Source organism: Chitinophaga sp. NPDC101104 (assembly GCF_050277495.1).
In the GTDB taxonomy this organism is placed as follows: Bacteria; Bacteroidota; Bacteroidia; order Chitinophagales; family Chitinophagaceae; genus Chitinophaga.
On record NZ_JBNNSF010000001.1, the window covers coordinates 1,080,439 to 1,099,620 of the forward strand.

The 19,182-nt window shown below is 56.0% G+C and carries 10 protein-coding genes; 7 read left to right on the forward strand and 3 right to left on the reverse strand.

Annotated features, from left to right (window positions below; all coding sequences use genetic code 11):
* Positions 1 to 119 precede the first annotated feature (119 nt).
* The 3 genes from ACQKLP_RS04595 to ACQKLP_RS04605 form a co-directional block, all read right to left on the reverse strand.
* Positions 120 to 2,510: an outer membrane beta-barrel protein gene (locus ACQKLP_RS04595; protein ID WP_427320484.1), complete on the reverse strand. Its 2,391-nt coding sequence runs from the start codon at positions 2,508 to 2,510 to the stop codon at positions 120 to 122.
* Positions 2,511 to 2,591: 81 nt separating this feature from the next.
* Positions 2,592 to 3,653: a helix-turn-helix domain-containing protein gene (locus ACQKLP_RS04600; RefSeq protein ID WP_427320486.1), complete on the reverse strand. Its 1,062-nt coding sequence runs from the start codon at positions 3,651 to 3,653 to the stop codon at positions 2,592 to 2,594.
* Positions 3,654 to 3,737: 84 nt separating this feature from the next.
* Positions 3,738 to 3,923 carry a hypothetical protein gene (locus tag ACQKLP_RS04605; RefSeq protein ID WP_427320488.1) on the reverse strand — a complete coding sequence of 62 codons (186 nt, stop codon included), beginning with the start codon at positions 3,921 to 3,923 and terminating at the stop codon, positions 3,738 to 3,740.
* 97 nt (positions 3,924 to 4,020) lie between these two features.
* Between ACQKLP_RS04605 and ACQKLP_RS04610 the strand changes: the two genes are divergently transcribed.
* From ACQKLP_RS04610 to ACQKLP_RS04640, 7 genes are all read left to right on the forward strand, one after another.
* Complete coding sequence (locus tag ACQKLP_RS04610) at positions 4,021 to 5,205, forward strand: ROK family protein (RefSeq protein ID WP_427320490.1); 1,185 nt, start codon at positions 4,021 to 4,023, stop codon at positions 5,203 to 5,205.
* Between the two features lie 138 nt (positions 5,206 to 5,343).
* Positions 5,344 to 7,002 carry a tetratricopeptide repeat protein gene (locus tag ACQKLP_RS04615; RefSeq protein ID WP_427320492.1) on the forward strand — a complete coding sequence of 553 codons (1,659 nt, stop codon included), beginning with the start codon at positions 5,344 to 5,346 and terminating at the stop codon, positions 7,000 to 7,002.
* Positions 7,003 to 7,226: 224 nt separating this feature from the next.
* Positions 7,227 to 10,307 (forward strand): SusC/RagA family TonB-linked outer membrane protein, encoded by a 3,081-nt coding sequence (locus ACQKLP_RS04620; protein WP_427320494.1) that lies wholly within the window; start codon positions 7,227 to 7,229, stop codon positions 10,305 to 10,307.
* Positions 10,308 to 10,328: 21 nt separating this feature from the next.
* Positions 10,329 to 11,852, forward strand: coding sequence for a RagB/SusD family nutrient uptake outer membrane protein (locus ACQKLP_RS04625; RefSeq protein ID WP_427320496.1), 1,524 nt, complete (start codon positions 10,329 to 10,331; stop codon positions 11,850 to 11,852).
* 62 nt (positions 11,853 to 11,914) lie between these two features.
* Positions 11,915 to 14,986: a glycoside hydrolase family 2 TIM barrel-domain containing protein gene (locus ACQKLP_RS04630; protein ID WP_427320498.1), complete on the forward strand. Its 3,072-nt coding sequence runs from the start codon at positions 11,915 to 11,917 to the stop codon at positions 14,984 to 14,986.
* Positions 14,983 to 16,878 carry an MGH1-like glycoside hydrolase domain-containing protein gene (locus tag ACQKLP_RS04635; RefSeq protein ID WP_427320500.1) on the forward strand — a complete coding sequence of 632 codons (1,896 nt, stop codon included), beginning with the start codon at positions 14,983 to 14,985 and terminating at the stop codon, positions 16,876 to 16,878. The genes ACQKLP_RS04630 and ACQKLP_RS04635 overlap by 4 nt, the downstream gene beginning before the upstream one ends.
* Positions 16,879 to 16,883: 5 nt before the next feature.
* Positions 16,884 to 19,181: an aminotransferase class III-fold pyridoxal phosphate-dependent enzyme gene (locus tag ACQKLP_RS04640; RefSeq protein WP_427320502.1), complete on the forward strand. Its 2,298-nt coding sequence runs from the start codon at positions 16,884 to 16,886 to the stop codon at positions 19,179 to 19,181.
* Position 19,182: the final 1 nt, after the last annotated feature.

Sequence of the window (19,182 nt, forward strand, 5' to 3'; positions counted from 1 at the left end):
GGATTTTAGACTTCAAATGTAATCCACCATCCATTCCCCCAAACTGTGCATACGGGACAATCTTGCGGGGCTTTTGTGACAACGGGATCCACTATTTTCCGTCGAGTCCCGTCCTGAATCTACATCGACACCCGGTTTTCCTCTTCCTGCTTTTTCCGCTGGTCGGCTTTGTAGGTCGACTGGCCGAAACGCCACGAAAGCGACGCAACTACCCGGCGCGTCCCGAACCAGTGATTCAGCTGGTTATCGATGATCTGTTTTTCACGGAAGATATACACCACGCGATAGGTGTCGAACATATCATACACGTTCAATCCCGATTGCAATTTCCCTTTCAGCCAGCTTTTCTGCAATCCCGCGTCGATCTTGTAAATATGCTTCGACCGGTACAGCCCGTTGCCGCCTTTCGACCGGTAATTGTAGGAAATGTCTGCTGTAATGCCCGCCGGGAGTGTAAATACCTGGCTTCCCGAAACGGTCCACTGGAGAATGGGGATTTTATAAGTGACGCCGTGATAGGGATTGATCTCGCGCGTGTAATACAATCCGAAGTTGCTCTGCATCCGCCACCATGGCCGGACACGGACCGGGAATGCCGCTTCGAAAGTTGCAAAATCGTTATAGGGGAGGTTTTTGCCGAGGTACTCCAGTACATGCGTTTCGCGGTTGTATTCGGGGTACCTGGCCATGGGGTCTTCTTCCCGCCCGGCCTGCAACGTCAGCGACAGCGTGCGGATGGTATAACCGATGCTGAGCGTGTTGGTGATGGAGGGTTTCAGCTGCGGATTGCCGACCCAGTAATTCAGCGGGCTATAATAAAACCGGAACGGGTTCAATTGCGAGAAGTTGGGCCGCGTCATGCGCCGTGTAAAACTTAATTGCAGTTGCTGATCGGCAGACAGCGGATGCATAAGGCTGAAATCCGGCAACCAGCTCAGGTAGCGGCGTTCGGTGGTTTGCAGTCCCTGTTCCGACCGGGCGATGGTATGCGTTCTTTCCAGCCGCAACCCGATCGAATATTGCGTTTTATGCCAGGTCCCGTTCCTGGAAACGTATGCTGCAACAATGCGTTCGTCGTACTTGAAATTGTTGGAACGGCTGCTGTCGGGAAGAAACGATTGTGCGGCGCCGAGCGTATCGTACCGGAGATCGTTCGGGGTAGAATTGAACGCTGCCCGGATGCCGGTATTCCATTTCCCGTTGCCGGCGGGGATGGTAGCGTCCGCCTGCGCGGTGCGGATATGGACATCGTTTTCCAGTGCGGTTTTCCAATGGCCGGGGAGGCGGGCGTCGTAATCGTCGCTGTACAGGATGTCTTCCGTTTGGCGGTTACCGATGTCGAAAGCGGCGGCGGCGAGCTCGAGTTGCCACTTGCGGAAATTACCGGCATAGCGGAGATCGGCCGTGAGATTGTTTTGTACCGGGTGCCCGTTGTTGCGGAACCGCGTAAACGCCACCGGCCCGGGGATCTCAGCAGGCGTAACGGTATGGATGGTATTGTCGGTGAACGTTCTCCGGTTGGACCGGAATCCCCGGAAAACCGCTTCCAGACGTTGGTTGTCGTTCAACCGGTATTCCGCACCGAGGTGGAACGTGTAATTGTCGTGCCGCGTGGGTACGCTGGTGCGCGTGCGCTGGATGTTTTTATCCGACAGATGCTGCAAGGCACCGTACCGGTAAATCGTATATCCGCCAACGTACCCCATGCGGGCAGACCACGTCAATTGCCGGGTGCGGTAATGCATCACGAGGGAGTTGTCTGATTGGGTGTACTGATTCTGCTGAAGTGAGGAAGACAGCTGCCCCGTCCAACCGAGCGACTGGTCGCGCCGGAGCTTCAGGTCGATGATGGCTTTGAATTCCGCGTCGTACCTGGCGGAAGGTTGCGTGATGACGTCGATGGACGCGATCTGGTCGGGCCGTAGGCTGCGGAGGTATTGCCGGATTTCTTCCGCGCTCATCTGCGCGGGGCGCCCGTCTATGAACAGCACGGGAACGTTGCGGCCGGAGATGAGGATGCCGCCTTCACCGTCTACCTCCAGACCGGGCACTTTCCGGAGCACGTCGAACGCATTGGCGGCGGCGCGGAACATGGGGTTGCCGGTGATCTGTACGGAGATTCGGTCTGCATGCCGCTGGATGGCCGGTCGCCCGCCGCCAACGGTCACTTCCGCGAGTATGCTGGCAGCGGGTGTGAGGGCGAGGTTGCCGGCGGACCAGGCGTTGCCGGGCGGGACGGGCGTGTGGAGGGTTTCGTACCCCAGGGCCGATAATTCCAGCAGGTAAGCCGCAGGCCGAAGCCCGGTGAACGAGAAACTTCCCGCGGAATCAGCCATTTGTCCTGTCACCAGCACCGAATCGGGCGAAAGGATTTTTACCGCGGCGAAGGGAATCCCGGCGCCGGTGGTTTTATCGGTCGCCCGCCCGGCGATTCGTATTTGGGCGGAAAGAGAAGTAAGGGAAAGCAGGAATAAGCATGTCAGCAAAGCTCGTTGCACCAGGTTCGGCATGTGGTCCTTTTTTCACAAACCTAGGGCGCGAAACGGCTGCCGGCGTCCGGACGCGGGAATTCCGGCGTACGGTTTTATAATTCAGGACCTTTGCCTGGCGGCGCTTTGGGCCAGGTTCTCGCGGAACAGGGCGGGCGTGGTGCCGGTCACTTTGCGGAAGGCGGCGTAGAATGTGGATTTGGAATTGAAGCCCACTTCGTACCCGATGGCTTCGAATGTGAGGTGGTCGTTGGTGGTGATGAGCCGGCACGCTTCGCCGATCCGGTACTCGTTCACGAAAGCGGAGAAACTTTTGCCCAGGTTATCGTTCAGGAGCTGGGAAAGGAGGTGCGGGGTGACGTGGAGGCGCTGGGCGAGGTCGCCCAGTTTGAGGTTGGGGTCTTTATAAACATCCGGGACGGCCATGGCGGCAGACAATTTTTCGAGGAGCGATTGCGCGTCGGCATCGGGGATCTTGCGCTTGGGTGGCTGTGGATTGGCGGATTTCGAACCGGCGCCGTAAAAGAAAACGAAAATGGTGACGTACAGGATGAACGTGAAAGAAACCGCCGCCGCGATGTACACCGCGGGCATGAAACGGAAAAGCGCGAGGGCGTAGAAAAGGTAAAGGATGAGGTTCCCCGCCAGCACGGAAAGCATCTGCCTTTCCAGCACGGTCACCTTTCCGCCGAAAATTTTCCCGATCTCGCCCCGCATAACGTACACCGATGCGATCAGGTATAAAAACCATTGCGCATAAATAATATATGCGATCACCTTATTCCAGATTTTAGGGTACGCTTCATAGGAAATGAGGGTGCCGCCGAGGATAATTATCGTCAAAAGCACGCCCCAGGCTGCTTTCCAGCTTTTCGGGACGGGGTTTCCGTTGTTCCTGGCCGACAGCAGCATATAATATAAGGAAGGCCCGATGAGGAAGCAGGCGCTCAGGCCTGTTTGGAGGCAGGATTTCGGCAGGTCGGGATTGAAGTAATAGAATACGGATTTGGCAACGCGCAGGCTGATCATCAGTAACATGAGGCCCATGAAAAACGTCCACAGCGGCCGGCCTTTCCGGTTGAAAAGCAGGTACAGACCGAGGATGAGGCCGTTACAGGCGCCGAGGGCGCTGATCGTCAGGAGAAGTTGCTGCCCGGTATTCATAGATAGTACCGAAAATAACGAAAATTCGATGGGGACGAGCGCCGTTCGGGATCAAGAAAAGCAGGGCGGGATGGACGGCAGGAACTACCGGATCCTGCCCAGGGCTTTCAGTACGTAAAGCCCCGCCACCGCGAGCCCGCAAAAGACCGCCGAACCGATGAAGAACGGGCGGCCGGCGTTCCCTTTTTCAAAATACATGTCGCGGCCCTTGTCGATGAAAGTGACGTGGCGGTTGACGGAAGGATGCAGTTGGAAGCGATTTACAATCAATCCGATACAAAAACTTGATAATTACTTTCTAAAAAAGTTAGGAAGTTTTGCTTTCATTCTAAATTAATTATTATCTTGAGGAGGATTCTTTCCCTGCATGAAAAAAGACGAACAATATAAACGCTTGATACTGAGGGAGATTTACTATGCGAATACGTTATCTGCCACAGAATTGAGCGAACGCATCGGAAAGAGTTTACCCCTGACGATCCGGACGGTCAATCATCTTGTAAAAGAGAAAGTCCTGGAACCTTCAGGCTACGCTCCCTCCAGCGGAGGACGGCGCCCCATCACATACACCATCAATAAAAAGGCACTTTATATTTTGTCGGTCTCCATGGACCAGCTGGTAACGCGCATCTCCCTGATGGACCTTACCAACGGCCATGTAGGCGGCATCAACCGGCACGAACTGCCGCTCAAGAACAATCCCGTCGCGCTCAAAACGCTGGCCAGCCTCCTGGTGGACGCCATCGAACAGTCGAAAATCGACCGTGGGCGGATCCTCGGGATCGGGATCGGGATGCCCGGGTTCATCGACGGGATGCGCGGGGAGAATTACAGTTTCCCCATGCAAGACGGTACGGAGCAGCAAACGATCGTGGAATACCTGGCAACGGCTACCGGCCTGCCGGTCCATATCGACAACGACTCCAGCCTCATTGCCCTGGCGGAATACCGGTTCGGCAACGCCCGGAAAGCTGCCAACAGCATGGTCGTCAATATCGGATGGGGCGTGGGTTTGGGGATGATCCTCAATGGCTCCCTCTTCCGGGGCAACAACGGGTTTGCCGGAGAATTCTCCCACATCCCGCTGTTCAATAACAATAAACTGTGCAGCTGCGGAAAGAGCGGTTGCCTCGAAACGGAAACTTCCCTGCTCGTGCTCATCGACAAAGCCGTGAAAGGCCTCCGCAACGGAGAAACCTCCTCGCTGCAAGGCCACTTCCCCACGGGCGAAATCGAAAAAGACTGCGAGATGATCATGGATGCCGCAGCCAGCGGGGATAAATTCTGTATCGAACTGATCAAGGATATCGGGTATCATATCGGGCGTGGCGTGGCCATCCTGATCCATTTGCTCAATCCGCGGTCGGTAGTGCTCAGCGGCCGGGGCTCGCTCGCCGGAAAGTTATGGCTCGCCCCTGTTCAGCAGGCGCTCAACGAACATTGCATCCCGCGGCTGGCCACCCAAACGGTGGTAGATGTCTCAACGCTCGGCTATGATGCCGAACTGCTTGGCTCCGCCGCACTCGTCATGGAAAATTACGCAACACCATAGAACCAACCTGTTTTAAAGGAAAAATTGAAATACAGTGAACAAGGAAACCGGCCCTATTAAAGGGTCGGTTTTTTTTATGCTACTTTTCTTGTTATGTACCACGCACACCGATCCGGGGAAATTTGTTATTTTTCCCGCATGAGGAAATGGTTATGGATCTTGATGGCATGTTTCCACGCCGCAACCGCCGCTGCGCAAACGAATGCCGACAGCCTCGCCGCACGGCTGGCAGACAAATCGATGTCGGCCTCCGAGCGCATCCGCACGCTCAACCAGCTCGCCGCACATTATAATAAGGACTCTACCAACACCGCCCTCGTTTGGGCCAACGAAGCGTACCTGCTCGCCCTCCGGGAAGAAAACCGCGAACTCCAGGCCGCTTCGCTCCTCAACCTTTCGGAAGGATATTTATATAACGACCAATACGACCAGGCCCTCAATTACGCCTATACGGCGCTCGACCTCGTGGAAACCGACAGCGCCCGCGCCCGGTGCTTCACTTTCCTCGGCTGGATCTTTTACGATACCGAAAACGCCCATTTCTCCCAGCAATACCACCAGCAGGCTTACGATATCTACCGCCGCCTCGGCGATCCGCGGAAGATTGCCCTGAGCCTCAACGCCCTCGGGCTCGTGTATCTCCAGAAAGACGAGTTCGCCACCGCCCGCAAATATTTCGACAGCACCCTGCAGCTCGCCCGCGACCGCGGGCTCGGCGGCATGGTTGCCACGGCCCTCAGCAACCGCGGCATCTGCGAAAACGAGTTCGGCAGGTATAACGATGCCATCGCGGATTTCAACCAGGCGCTGGCCATGCTGAAGGGAGGCGATGAGTTGTCGCACGCCGAAGTGCTGAACCAGATGGCCTATTCCCGCATCATGCTGAAGGAGTACCCCCAGGCCGGGGAGCTCCTGGCCCAGGCGCGCGCACTTATCAACCAAAGCAATTCCAACACCCGCAAAGAAAAACTCCTCGACAACCTCACCAATTCCGTGCTCCTCTACCAGCAGCTCGGCGAATACAAGACCGCGTTCACGGAACTGCAGGAATACACCCGCGTCCGCAACGAAATCCTGTCCAAAAGTAAAAGCGAAGCCATTTCCGCCCTCAAGCTCAAGCGCGAGGCCGACGAAAACCAGACCCGCATCATTACCCTCGTGGCCCAGAAAGAGCTCCGGTCGTTCCAACGGAACGCCCTCGCCGCCGGTGTGGTACTCCTTATTATTATAGGTTTCCTCCTTTATTCCAAACTGAAACAGAAGCAGAAGAAGGAAAAGGAGCTGGAAGAAGTGAAGCGCGCGCTCATCAAACAGGAACTGGAAGGCGCCCTCATGGAAAAGGAAGCCCTCAACAATAAACTCGAATTCCGCGATAACGACCTGAAAAACTATGCGTTGTACATTTCCCAGCGCAACGAGATGATCCGGCATTTCATAGACGAGCTTACCAGCCTCGATATCCATTCCGACGCCAAAAAGGAAAATATCGCCCGGTTCAATAAAATGGTGAACAAGTTCCAGCACGACCTGGACATAAATAAAGACGCGCAGGACTTCAACCTGTCCGTCAACGAAATCCACAAAGATTTCTTCTTCAACCTCCTCCAGCAATTCCCCAATCTCACCGAAAACGAGCGCCGGTTATGCGCGCAAATCCGGCTGAACCTGTCGATAAAAGACATCGCCTCCCTCAATAATATCTCCGTTAAATCCGTGGAAATGGCCCGGTATCGGCTGCGGAAAGTGTTTAATCTCGAGCATAAAGACAGCCTGTCTGACTTCCTGAAAAATTTCTAACACATTTATTTACAATTAGTTAACCTCCATGTAGGGGTCTTGTAGAGGTGACTGTAAGGCACGTATAGAGGCTCCGTTTCCTGCTGCGCTGGTTTTTCCGGTCTACTTTACGAATGCATCCCGTGAGCCGCGATTTCACGTTCGTCCGCTACTAAAAAACCTATGCGAGCGGTTCCCGGGAACGCGTCCATGTTATTCTTAAAAACTAAAAAACCAAAATGCGTATGTGGAAACTATTCCGAGGGAACGGACTGTTGCTGGTCCTTTTATTGACCGGGTTTGCGGCGATGGCCCAGACCGGGAAGCCCCTCAAAGGTAAAATTACAGACGTGAAGGGGGAGGCCCTGCCCGGGGTGAGCGTTGCCGTGAAGGGGACCTCGCAGGGAACGGCCAGCAATGCCACCGGTGAATTCACCATTACGGTATCTCCCGATGCCACGCTGGTGATCTCGGCCATCGGGTTCACCACCAAAGAAGTACCCGTAGCCGGTAAAAGCGTGCTCTCCATCGTGCTGGAAGAAAGCTCGAAAGGGCTGGATGAAGTGGTAGTGGTGGGATATGGCACCCAGAAGAAGGGCGACGTTACCGCGGCCATCTCCACCGTCAACACCAAAAACCTCGAAAAACAGCCCACCGGCAATATCGGCGCCATGCTCCAGGGCCAGGCCGCCGGTGTGATCGTAAGCTCGGGCACCGGCAACCCCGCCGCCAGCCCCACCGTGCTCGTTCGCGGGATGAACAGCATCAACAACGATAACCCATTGTATGTGATAGACGGGATCCCGCAGACTTATGCGTACGACCTGAACCCGAACGACATCGAGTCGGCTTCCGTGCTGAAGGATGCATCCGCCGCTACCATTTATGGTGCCCGGGCTGCGGGAGGTGTGATCATCATTACCACCAAAAAAGGGAAAAGCGGCGAACCGAGGATCAATTTCAGCTCCTACGTTTCCCGGCACACCCTCAACAATAACATCCCGCTGATGGGGAAGGTGGAAATGAACAAAGTGGTGAAGGAAGCGTTCGCGAACGACGGTCCAGGCAGCGCGCCGCCGATTTACGTGATGGACGACAGCAAGTATGCGAACTCCGACTGGGTGGGCGCTTATATGAAAAAAGGCGTGGAGCAGAAGCATGACCTCGATGTGTCGGGGGCTTCCGAGAAATTGTCGTACCGCCTTTCGCTCGGCCATTGGGAACATACCGGGAACATCATCAATTCCGGTTCCAAGCGCGACAACCTCCGCCTCAATACCGAGATCAGGCTGCTGAAAGATCGTTTGAAAGTGACGCCTATTCTTGCCTATACCCGTTTCAATAACAAGAATTTCGGGGATGTGACCGGCGACGGCGATGCGGGTTTCTCCGCCATCATGGACCTTTACAAAACGCCGCCGCACAAGCGGATCTACGATCCCAACTCGCTGAACGGTTATGCCAAACCTGAGCCCGAATTGGGTTCCGGCAACATGGTGGGCCAGCAGATGCTGACCAACAGCCGCACGGCCGACGATCATCTTCAGTTCAACATCGCTGCCGACCTGAAGCTCTGGAAAGGTTTTTCCTATAATTTCAGCGCGGCCCGTAACATTATCAACTCTTTCAGCTTCTCGCAAACGCCTCCTTACGACTTCGGTGCGCTGGCGCTCGTGGAAAACCCGAGCCGTTCCGAAAGCCGGGGCCGCACGGAGTACCAGGTGTTCACGCATTTGCTGAATTACGAGCAGACCTTCGGCCGCCACAATGTGAAAGCGATGTACGGCTTCTCCCGCGAGAAATCCGTTGCACAGGGCACCACGGCATCGGGCAACCACCTGTCGAGCGCGCTCATCGAATCGCTTTCCGGCCTCATCATCGACGGCCCGAACGATCTCATCCGCGCCAACGGCTGGAACTATTCCAACTCGCTCCAGTCTTATTTCGGCCGTGCTTCCTATAACTACGACGACCGGTATTTCCTGCAGGGAAGCCTCCGCCGCGATGGTTCTTCCCGCTTTGGGCCTTCGCACCGTTACGGTACATTCTGGTCTGCATCTGCCGGCTGGAACCTGCATAACGAGCGTTTCTTCTCCGTTCCCTGGATTTCCGAGCTGAAGCCCCGCGTGAGCTACGGTATTGTTGGCAACCAGAACATCGCCAACTTCCAGTACCTCGCGAAGATCTTCCTCCAGGGCTCCAGCGAATACCTGAACTATCCTTTCGGTTCGGCTACATCGCAAAAAGTGCTCGTGGGCGCTATTACGACCGCCCTGGCCAACAACGACATCAAGTGGGAGCAGACGGCCATGTTCAACGCCGGTGTCAGCTTCAGTTTCCTGAAAGGCGCCATCAGCGGTAACCTGGATTATTTCCGCAGCCGCACTTCCGACATGCTCGCCGAAACGCCGATCCCTGCATCGTCTGGTATCATCACCATGCCGCTGACCAATATCGCCGACATGGAAAACAAAGGCTGGGAACTTTCGGTAAGCTACCGCAACAAGGCGGAAAGAGAATTCTCCTGGGATGTGACCGCAAACCTCTCGCACAGCACCAACAAGATCATCCGCCTCGGTTACGACGAAGGAATGATCGCCGACGGATATGTGGATTATTCGAACCGCGCCAGCACCATCACCCGCAAAGGCGAATCGCTCGCATCGTTCTACCTGTATAAATCGAACGGGATTTTCCGCTCGCAGGCCGAAGTAGACGCGCACGTGAACGGTAAAGGCGAAAAACTCCAGCCCAACGCCGCTCCCGGCGATCTGCGCTTCGTGGATACCAATGGCGACGGTGAGCTGAACGACGACGACAAGCTCATCATGGGCAACGGGCTCCCGAAACTGGATTACGGCCTTACTTTCAACGCCCGTTACAAAAACTTCGACCTGATGGTGTTCCTGAACGGGAAGCAGGGCCAGAAGATGTACAACGGCGCCAAGATGTTCCTGTACCGCTTCTACCGCTCGGCAGACCTGGTAAACGCATGGTCTCCGGCCAACCCGAACTCCGACGTGTACCGCCTGAGCGATGCCGACAAGAACGAGAACCTCCGCGTGTCTGACTACTTCCTGGAAGACGCGTCGTTCCTCCGCCTGCGGAACCTCCAGCTCGGCTATACCTTCCCGTCCGAACTGACCAAAAAAGCGTTCATCAACCGCCTTCGCATTTACGCCGGCGCGTACAATCTGCTCACCTTCACGAAGTACTCCGGCTTCGACCCGGACCTGACCAACTCCGCCATCTTCAGCCGCGGGGTAGACCGTGGATATTATCCCATGAGCCGCTCTTATGTGGCAGGTATTAACGTAGGCTTCTAACCGCAACAAAAAACGAACATCATGAAATTGAAAATAGCCGCTCTCTGTTTCCTTTCTGCCAGCACGCTCTTCACGGCGTGTTCCGACAAGTTCCTGGAACTGGACGACAAGCAAAACCTTACGGAGAACACTTTCTGGTCTACCCGCCAGCACGCCATGCAGGGCATCACCGCCACATACGCAGCTTTGCAGGGGTACGACGGCTCCAAATGGACCTGGTTCGAATCGGTATACACTACCCTCAATTATAAAGGGGACGATATCGACAACAATAAAAACGAACCCTACGGGAAAAACCTCGCAGCATTCGTGAACAGTGCCGAAGACGCGGGCTCCTGGAGCCTGTGGGCTACCTGCTACACCGGCATCGGCCGCGCCAACCAGGTGATCGCCAAAGTACCGGGCATCAGCGTGATGCCGGAGAACGAGCGGAACCAGATCGTGGCTGAAGCCAAATTCCTCCGCGCCTACAACTACTTCCTCCTCGTGAACGGTTTCGAGAACGTACCGCTGGTGCTCGCTTTCGAAAAAGACCTGGCCAAGCTCCAGGTGCCGCAAGCTGCCAAAGAAGCCGTTTGGGCCCAGATCGAAAAAGACCTCACCGAAGCGGAAGCCGTATTGCCGCCCTCGTATAGCAGCGAATATGTTGGCCGCGTCACGAAAGGCGCCGCAACGGCCATGCTCGGCAAAATGTTCCTGTTCCAGGAAAAATGGGCGCAGGCCGAAGCCAAGTTCCGCGAGATCTATGGCAAGTATTCCCTCAACGCCAATTATGTCGACAACTTCAACGGCACCAAGGAAAACGGCCCCGAATCGATCTTCGAGATCCAATGGAGCGGAGACCGCTCCGTGTCTGACGAACGCCATCCCTTCAACTTCGAAGTGCGCCCCGGTGCGCTCGACGGCTGGGAGCTGATGTACCCTTCCGACTGGCTGGTAACCACGCTGAAGACCGATAAAACGCCCGGCGGCGGATACAGCGACCGCGTGTACGGCACCATCTTCTTCGATGATCCGAATTCCTATATGTGGGACCTCGGCGTGCCTGCGTCGAAAATTCCGTATGCCGATGTAAAAGGTTCCATGGTCCGCCAGGTGTATTTCAACAAATATGCTTATCCCAACGACCGTTCCGGCGCTTATGTCGGGTACAACATCTCCATCATCCGTTATGCAGACGTGCTGCTCATGCTCGCCGAAGCCGCGAACGAAAACGGCAAAACCGGCGAAGCGATCGGTTTCGTGAATGAAGTGCGGGTCCGCAGTAAAGCTGCGCCCATCGCCGGCATGAATAAGGAACAGCTCCGCGAGCATATCCGCAACGTGGAACGCCCGGTGGAACTGTCGATGGAATGGGGCATCCGCTGGTTCGACCTCATCCGCTGGGGCCGTGGCAACACCGCGAAAATGAATATCAAAAACATCATGACGGCCCATGGCAAACCTGGCGCCAAAGAATATGTAGAAGATAAACACATCCGTTACCCTATACCACTGAAGGAAATCAGCGTAAACCCGCTGTTAAAGCAAAATCACCTGTATTGATCCTCCCGCGCCGGCGCGCATTCACCCGCGCCGGCGCCTTTTTCACCATTAGCACGGAAAGCATGAAATATCGCATCGGATGGAGCATCGGCATGATTTGCTTCCTTTTATCGGCCGCCAGGGCGCAACAACCCTGGCAAAACCCGGCCGTTCAAACCGAAAACACCCTGGCACCGCACGCCTCGTTCATTCCGGCCGCTTCCGAAGCAGACGCCATCGCGCGGAAAGCTTCGCCGAACGTATTATCGCTCGACGGCATGTGGCGCTTCCATCTTTCCCCCAATCCCGCGCAGCGGCCAGACAGCTTTTTCTCCGACGCCTTCGACGTGAAAAACTGGAAGGAAATCAAAGTGCCGGCGCATTGGCAAACGGAAGGCTTCGACCGGTTCATTTTCACGGACGTGGAATACCCCATTCCCGTCAACCCGCCGTTCCCGCCTGAAAACGATAATCCCGTGGGCTCCTACCGCCGGAGCTTCCAGGTGCCGGACAACTGGAAAGGCAAACGCATCGTGCTGCGGCTCGGCGCCGTGAATTCGTTCTTTTATTGCTGGATGAACGGAAAGTACGTAGGCCTGAGCAAAGACAGCAAAACCGCCGCAGAATTCGACGTCACGAAATTCCTCCGCAAAGGCGAAAATACGATCGCCATCCAGGTATTCCGGTTCAGCGATGCCACGTATCTCGAAGGGCAGGACATGTGGAAATTGTCGGGCATCGAGCGGAGCGTGGAACTGATCGCAAGACCGCAGGCGGCCGTGCAGGATTTTTTCGTGAAATCGCTGCTGGACAGCACGTATCAAAACGGGATTTTTCAACTGGATGTGTCGATGAACGCCCCCGCACCCGGAGGCCGGCTGGAAGTGAAGCTGCTCGATGCAGACGGGAAGCCCGTCTTCCGTCAACAACAACCGCTGCATCAACAAACCCGGTACCATTTCGAAACCGGCCTGCGCCATGTAAAAAGCTGGAATGCGGAGCATCCCCATCTTTATACACTGCTCATTACCCAGTTCGATAAAAATGGCCGGACCGTGGAAAGCATCGCGCATAAAACGGGATTCCGGACGGTAGAAATCCGCGGCGGGCTCCTGCTCGTCAACGGCGTGGCCGTGAAGATCAAAGGCGTGAACCGCCATGAGCACGATATGCACACCGGGAAAGTGATTACGGTACAAAGCATGGTCAACGATATCCGCCTGATGAAACAATACAACGTCAATGCGGTGCGTTCGAGCCACTATCCCAATAGTCCCGACTGGTACCGGCTGTGCGACGAATACGGTTTGTACGTGGTGGATGAAGCGAACATCGAATGCGACGGGATGTATTTCCATCCTTCCAAAACGCTGTCCGACAAACCGGAATGGAAAGAAGCCTACCTGCACCGCACCCGCAGGATGTTCGAGGCGAACAAGAACCATGCATCCATCATTACCTGGAGCCTCGGCAACGAAAGCGGCTTCGGGGAGAATTTCATCGCCACCTATCAATACCTGAAATCGAAAGACGATACGCGCCCCGTGCAGTACGAAGCCGCCGAGCGCAATGCGTACACCGATATCATCTGCCCGATGTACAAGTCTACCGCCACCATGCTGGAGTATGTGCGCCGCTGGCGCGACAGGCCGTACATCCAGTGCGAATACGCGCACATGATGGGCAATGGCGGCGGTAATCTCCAGGATTATTGGGACCTCATTTACAAACATGCGCAATTGCAGGGCGGGTTCATCTGGGATTTTTCCGATCAGACCTTTAAAACGAAAGATAAACAGGGGCGCGATATATGGGCCTATGGCCGCGATATGGGGAACGTAGGCGCTACCAGCGATACGAGCTTCTGTGCCGACGGGCTTTTCGCTGCCGACCGCACGCCGCATCCGCAGGCTTTCGAATTCAAAAAAGTAATACAGCCGGTGACGTTCGCGCCGGTGCCGATGGCTGCCAATTCCATCCAGCTGACCAATCGCCTCGATTTCACTCACCTCGATGCATTCGATTTTTCCTGGTCCGTAACACGCAATGGTGAAAAGATCGCGGAAGGGAAGTGGGGGCCGGTGGATGTGGCGCCCCGCTCCACGAAAACCCTTTCTTTCCCCCTGCCGCCGATGGACGGTACTTCCGAATATTTCCTGACGGTGGAAGCCCGCACCCGGAAAGCCGCACCCCTCGTGCCCGCGGGGCACCTCGCGGCCTGGGAGCAATTGCCGCTGGGTCCGAAAGATTTCCAGGCGCCGAAATTGAACGGCCAGTCCGCAACCTATACAGAAAACGAGCAAACCATCCGCTTCAGCGGGAAGGATTTTGCTATTGCCTTCGATAAAAAATCCGGTTGGCTGCACCAATATGTGCTGCGTGGCGAGGAAATGTTGCTGTCGCCCCTGGAGCCGCATTTCTGGCGCGCCGCCACGGATAACGATATCGGCAACAGCCAGCAGATGCGGTGCGCGGTGTGGAAAGACGTTTTGCAATCCGCAGTAACTGAATTCATCCGCGTGGAAAAAGATGCTGCGGGCGCAACGGTAGTCAGCGTGCAACATCGCCTCCCCGCGGTGGATGCGGTATATCAGTCGCAATACCGCGTGATGGACGACGGTTCCGTACGGGTGGATGTGGCGATGAAAGCCGGGAAATCCTTCCAGCCCGAGCTGCCCCGTTTCGGCATGCGCATGTTGCTGAAAGGGAAATTCGATAACGTGTCGTGGTTCGGGCGCGGGCCGTTCGATAACTACGAAGACCGCAAAACCGCCGCCGCCGTCGGGCTGTACCGGATGAAGGCCGATAGCCTCTTCCACCCGTACGCCCGGGCGCAGGAAAGCGGCTACCGGACAGACGTTCGCAATATTTCGCTCACCGATGCGCAGGGCCATGGGCTCACGGCATACGGCTTGCCGCTCATCTGCACGGGTGTGCTGCATTTCGATATGGACCGCCTCGAATTTGACCGGCACGCACCGGAAAATGTGCACGGCGGCTCCATGACCAACGACGACCTGGTGTGGTGGAATATCGATTACAAACAGTCGGGCGTAGGCGGCGACAATTCCTGGGGCGCCACGCCGCACGCGGAATACATGCTGCCGTACCGCGATTATCAATATTCGTTCATTCTTCGACCGGCCGCCCAATGAAAAAGATATTTTTCTTCATATTGACGATAGGTGTAGTACCGGGCGCGTTCGGACAGCGCGCCCTTTTTCCCGACGTGCTCGATCTCCGTGCCGATCCGCCGGAAGGCAAGCGCATCGAACAGAACGTTTTCAGCGACATGGGCGCCTGGCATGCGTACGCATTGCCGTTGCAGCCGAAAGACTATGGCGCTTTCACGGGGCCGCTGGTGATGGACATGAACGGCCGCTGGCTTTCCGACGCCGTTTCCCGGCTGTCGCTGGAGGTAAACGGCCGGCAGCGCGATTTCGCGGGAGCGAAGGCCGATATTCATTATTACCCGGGGATGCTGGAGCAGTCGTTTGTCTGGAAAGATATTTCCGTTCGCCAGCAACTCATTTTCGTATCCGGACGGGAAGCCCTGCTGCACACGCACATCCGCAACCACGGCGGGAATCCGGTACAGTTGCGGATAAAATATTTCGGCCGCGTGAAAGGAATGGAAGTGAAAAATTCGGGTTTGGAAGGACAGCGGTTCTCCATCACATGGCCCGCCACCGATTCCACATACGCCGATAGTCTTGGGTACGCCGCGGTTTGGAAAGCGAGCCTCCGGCCGGGGGCGACTTTCGCTCAAACCCAGCGCCACTCGTACGCGCCGGATGGAAATCATCCCAATAATCAATACGATTTTAATACCGAACTGAAGAAGAACGCCGCCCGTTGGAATGGTTACCTGTCGAAGTACTTTGCAGGCACGAAGCGCCTGTCCAACGAGGAAAAACGCCTCGCCGTAAAAGGCATCGTTACGCTCATGACCAACTGGCGCAGCGCATCCAAGGATATTTTGCATGATGGCGTTTTCCCGTCTGTCAACTATCAGGGCTTTTACGGCGTGTGGAGCTGGGACAGCTGGAAACAGGCCGCCGGCATTGCCACGTTCTTCCCTGGTCTGGCGAAAAACAACATCCGCAGCATGTTCGATTACCAGGATGAATATGGGATGATCGCCGATTGTATTTACGCCGATAAATCCGAGAACAACTGGCGCGATACCAAGCCGCCGCTGGCCGCATGGGGCGTGTGGGAAGTGTTCCGTGCGTCGGGAGACACGGCTTTCGTCCGTGAAATGTGGCCGAAGCTCGTCCGTTACCACGAATGGTGGTATAAACACCGCGATCACGATGGGAACGGCTTGTGCGAATATGGTTCCACCGACGGTACGCGCATCGCCGCCGCCTGGGAAAGCGGGATGGACAACGCCGTCCGGTTCGACAGTGCCGTGATGTTGAAGAATAATGCTGCGGCATGGTCGCTCAACCAGGAAAGCGTCGACCTGAATGCTTACCTCTATGCCGAGAAGGTGTACCTCGCCAAACTGGGCGCCGTGGCCGGGGAGCGGAATCATTTCACGGAAGCGGCCCGGGAATTGAAGCGCCTGATCGGCGACCGCTTCTACGACGCGCCGGCCGGGTATTTCCGCGACCGGATGCTGGGGGCGCCGAAGCATGTGCCGGTAGACGGGCCGGAAGGATGGATACCGCTGTGGGCGGGGATCGCCACGCCCGCGCAGGCCGCTGCCGTTAAATCGAAAATGGAGGACGCGAAGAAATTCAACAGCCGCGTGCCGCTGCCCACCCTTTCCATCGACCATCCCGCATTCGACCCCGAAGACGGCTACTGGCGCGGGCCCGTGTGGCTCGATCAGTTCGCTTTCGGAACGGAAGGCCTCCGCCGGTACGGCTACCGCAAACTGGCCGCAACGCTCGAAACGAAGTTGCTGACCGGCGCCGAAGGGTTGCTGGCAGATCAGCCGATATATGAAAACTATCACCCGCTATCCGGAAAAGGACTGAATGCCAGGAATTTCAGCTGGTCGGCGGCGCATCTCTTAATGATATTGAAAAACAAGTAACGAACATGCAATTCACAGCAAACGAAGTGCAGCAGCTGGTGCAGAAGAACTACCTGCTTGCGGTGGAAGTGGAGACACTCCAGGGGTACGACGAGTACAATTATAAAATCACCGATGCGTCTGGCCGGAAGTTCATCCTCAAGATCACGGGCGAAGAGAAGCCGTATTCCTTCCTCGACGCCCAGCTCCGCCTGCTCGATCACCTTACCGTGAGCCCTGTGGTCATGAAGTTTCAGCAAATCCTCCGGAATAAAAACCGCCAGGAGCTCACGCCCGTTTTCAATAACGGCAAACAATACAACGTCCGCATCCTCACCTGGCTCGACGGCGATTGCTGGGTGCATGTGAAAGATAAACCGAAATCCCTCTACATCGGCCTCGGCCAGTTTCTCGGCAAAACCGACGAATCGCTGCAGGACTTCCAGCACGACGCGCTCCACCGCCCGTATGTGTGGGACGTGAACACCGCCGCAGATGCCAACCGGCAGCTTCATTGCATTACCGACCCGGAGAAGCGCCGCATCGCGGGATATTTTCTCCTGGCGTTCGAAACGGAAGTGCTGCCCGTGCTCAGCGCCCTGCGGCATGCCTGCATTCATAACGACGCCAACGATTACAACGTATTGGTGAAAAACGGTGAAGTCAGTGGTTTGATCGATCTGGGGGACATGGTCTATTCCGCCCTCGTCAACAACGTGGCCATCGCCTGCACCTACGCCATGTTGAACACGGAAGATCCGCTGCAGGCCGCGGCCTGGGTGGTGGAAGGGTACCATTCCGCCTATCCGCTCACCGAACAGGAAGTGGATTTGATCTATTACCTCATCGCCGCGCGGCTTTGCATCAGCGTCACGGAATCGGCCAAGCAGGCGGCTAACGGATCGGACAACGGCCACCACTTCGTCACGGAGCGCCACGCCTGGGAGCTGCTGGAAAAGCTCATCCGCATCAATCCCGTGAAAGCGGCCGACGTATTCCGCAAATCCTGCGGCATGCCGGCGCTGGTGAAGCCGGATGTGGATTACAGTCCGCTGCTGAAAGAGCGCCACCGGTTCATCGGCCGCAACCTCAGCATCAGCTATAAAAAACCGCTGAAGATCGTCAAAGGCGCTTTGCAATATCTGTACGACGATAAAGGCGATACCTATATCGACTGCGTGAACAATGTGAGCCACGTAGGCCATTGCCATCCCGTGGTGGTAAAAGCGATGCAGCGCCAGATCGCCACGCTCAATACCAACACCCGCTACCTGAATGATCATTTGGTGGAATTCGGGAAAGAGCTGACCCGCACGCTGCCGTCCAAACTGAAAGTCTGCTACTTTACGAATTCCGGCAGCGAAGCCAACGACCTGGCCATCCGCATGAGCCGGCATTTCACGAAGCGGAAAGACGTCATGGTGCTCGATCACGCCTATCACGGCACTTCTACCGTAGCCATCGAAATGAGCCCGTATAAATTCGACGGGAAAGGCGGCTTCGGACAGATGCCCTACATCCATAAAGCCGATTCGCCCGATCTGTACCGCGGCCCGTTCGGCTACAACGATCCACAGGCCGGTGTGAAATACGCGGAAAGCGTGAAGAAAATACTGGCGGAAAACCCCGGCAAAATATCCGCCTTCATCTGCGAAACGCTGCTGGGCGTGGGCGGACAAATCCCCCTGCCCGACGGCTACCTCCAGGAAGTCTACCGTCTCGTCCGCGAAGCGGGCGGCCTCTGCATCGCCGACGAAGTGCAGGTGGGTTTCGGAAGAGTGGGCGAGAAGTTCTGGGGATTCGAGCTGCAGAACGTGGAGCCGGATATCGTGGTGCTGGGCAAGCCCATCGGCAACGGCCATCCGCTGGCGGCCGTGGTAGTTACCGAAGAAATCGCGGATGCGTTCAATAACGGTATGGAATATTTCAACACTTTCGGCGGCAATCCCGTATCCATGGCTACGGGGCGCGCGGTACTGAACGTCATCCAGTCCGAAAATATGCAGCAGCACGCGCTGGAAACGGGGAACTTTTTGATGGAAGGATTGCGCGGCCTGATGGATAAACACCCCGTCATCAGCGACGTTCGCGGTCATGGATTGTTCGTGGGCGCGGAAATGGTGAAAGACCGCCAGACCAAAGAGCCCGCCGTCGCGGAAATCAACGCCCTCGTGGAAAGCATGAAGGAAAGAGGGTTTCTCCTCAGTACAGACGGGCCGTTGTACAACGTGCTTAAGATCAAGCCACCACTGGTTTTTAGCAAACAGAACGCCGCGGATATGGTCCGCCATCTCGACGAAGCCTTAACCGAATTATCACTTTAAA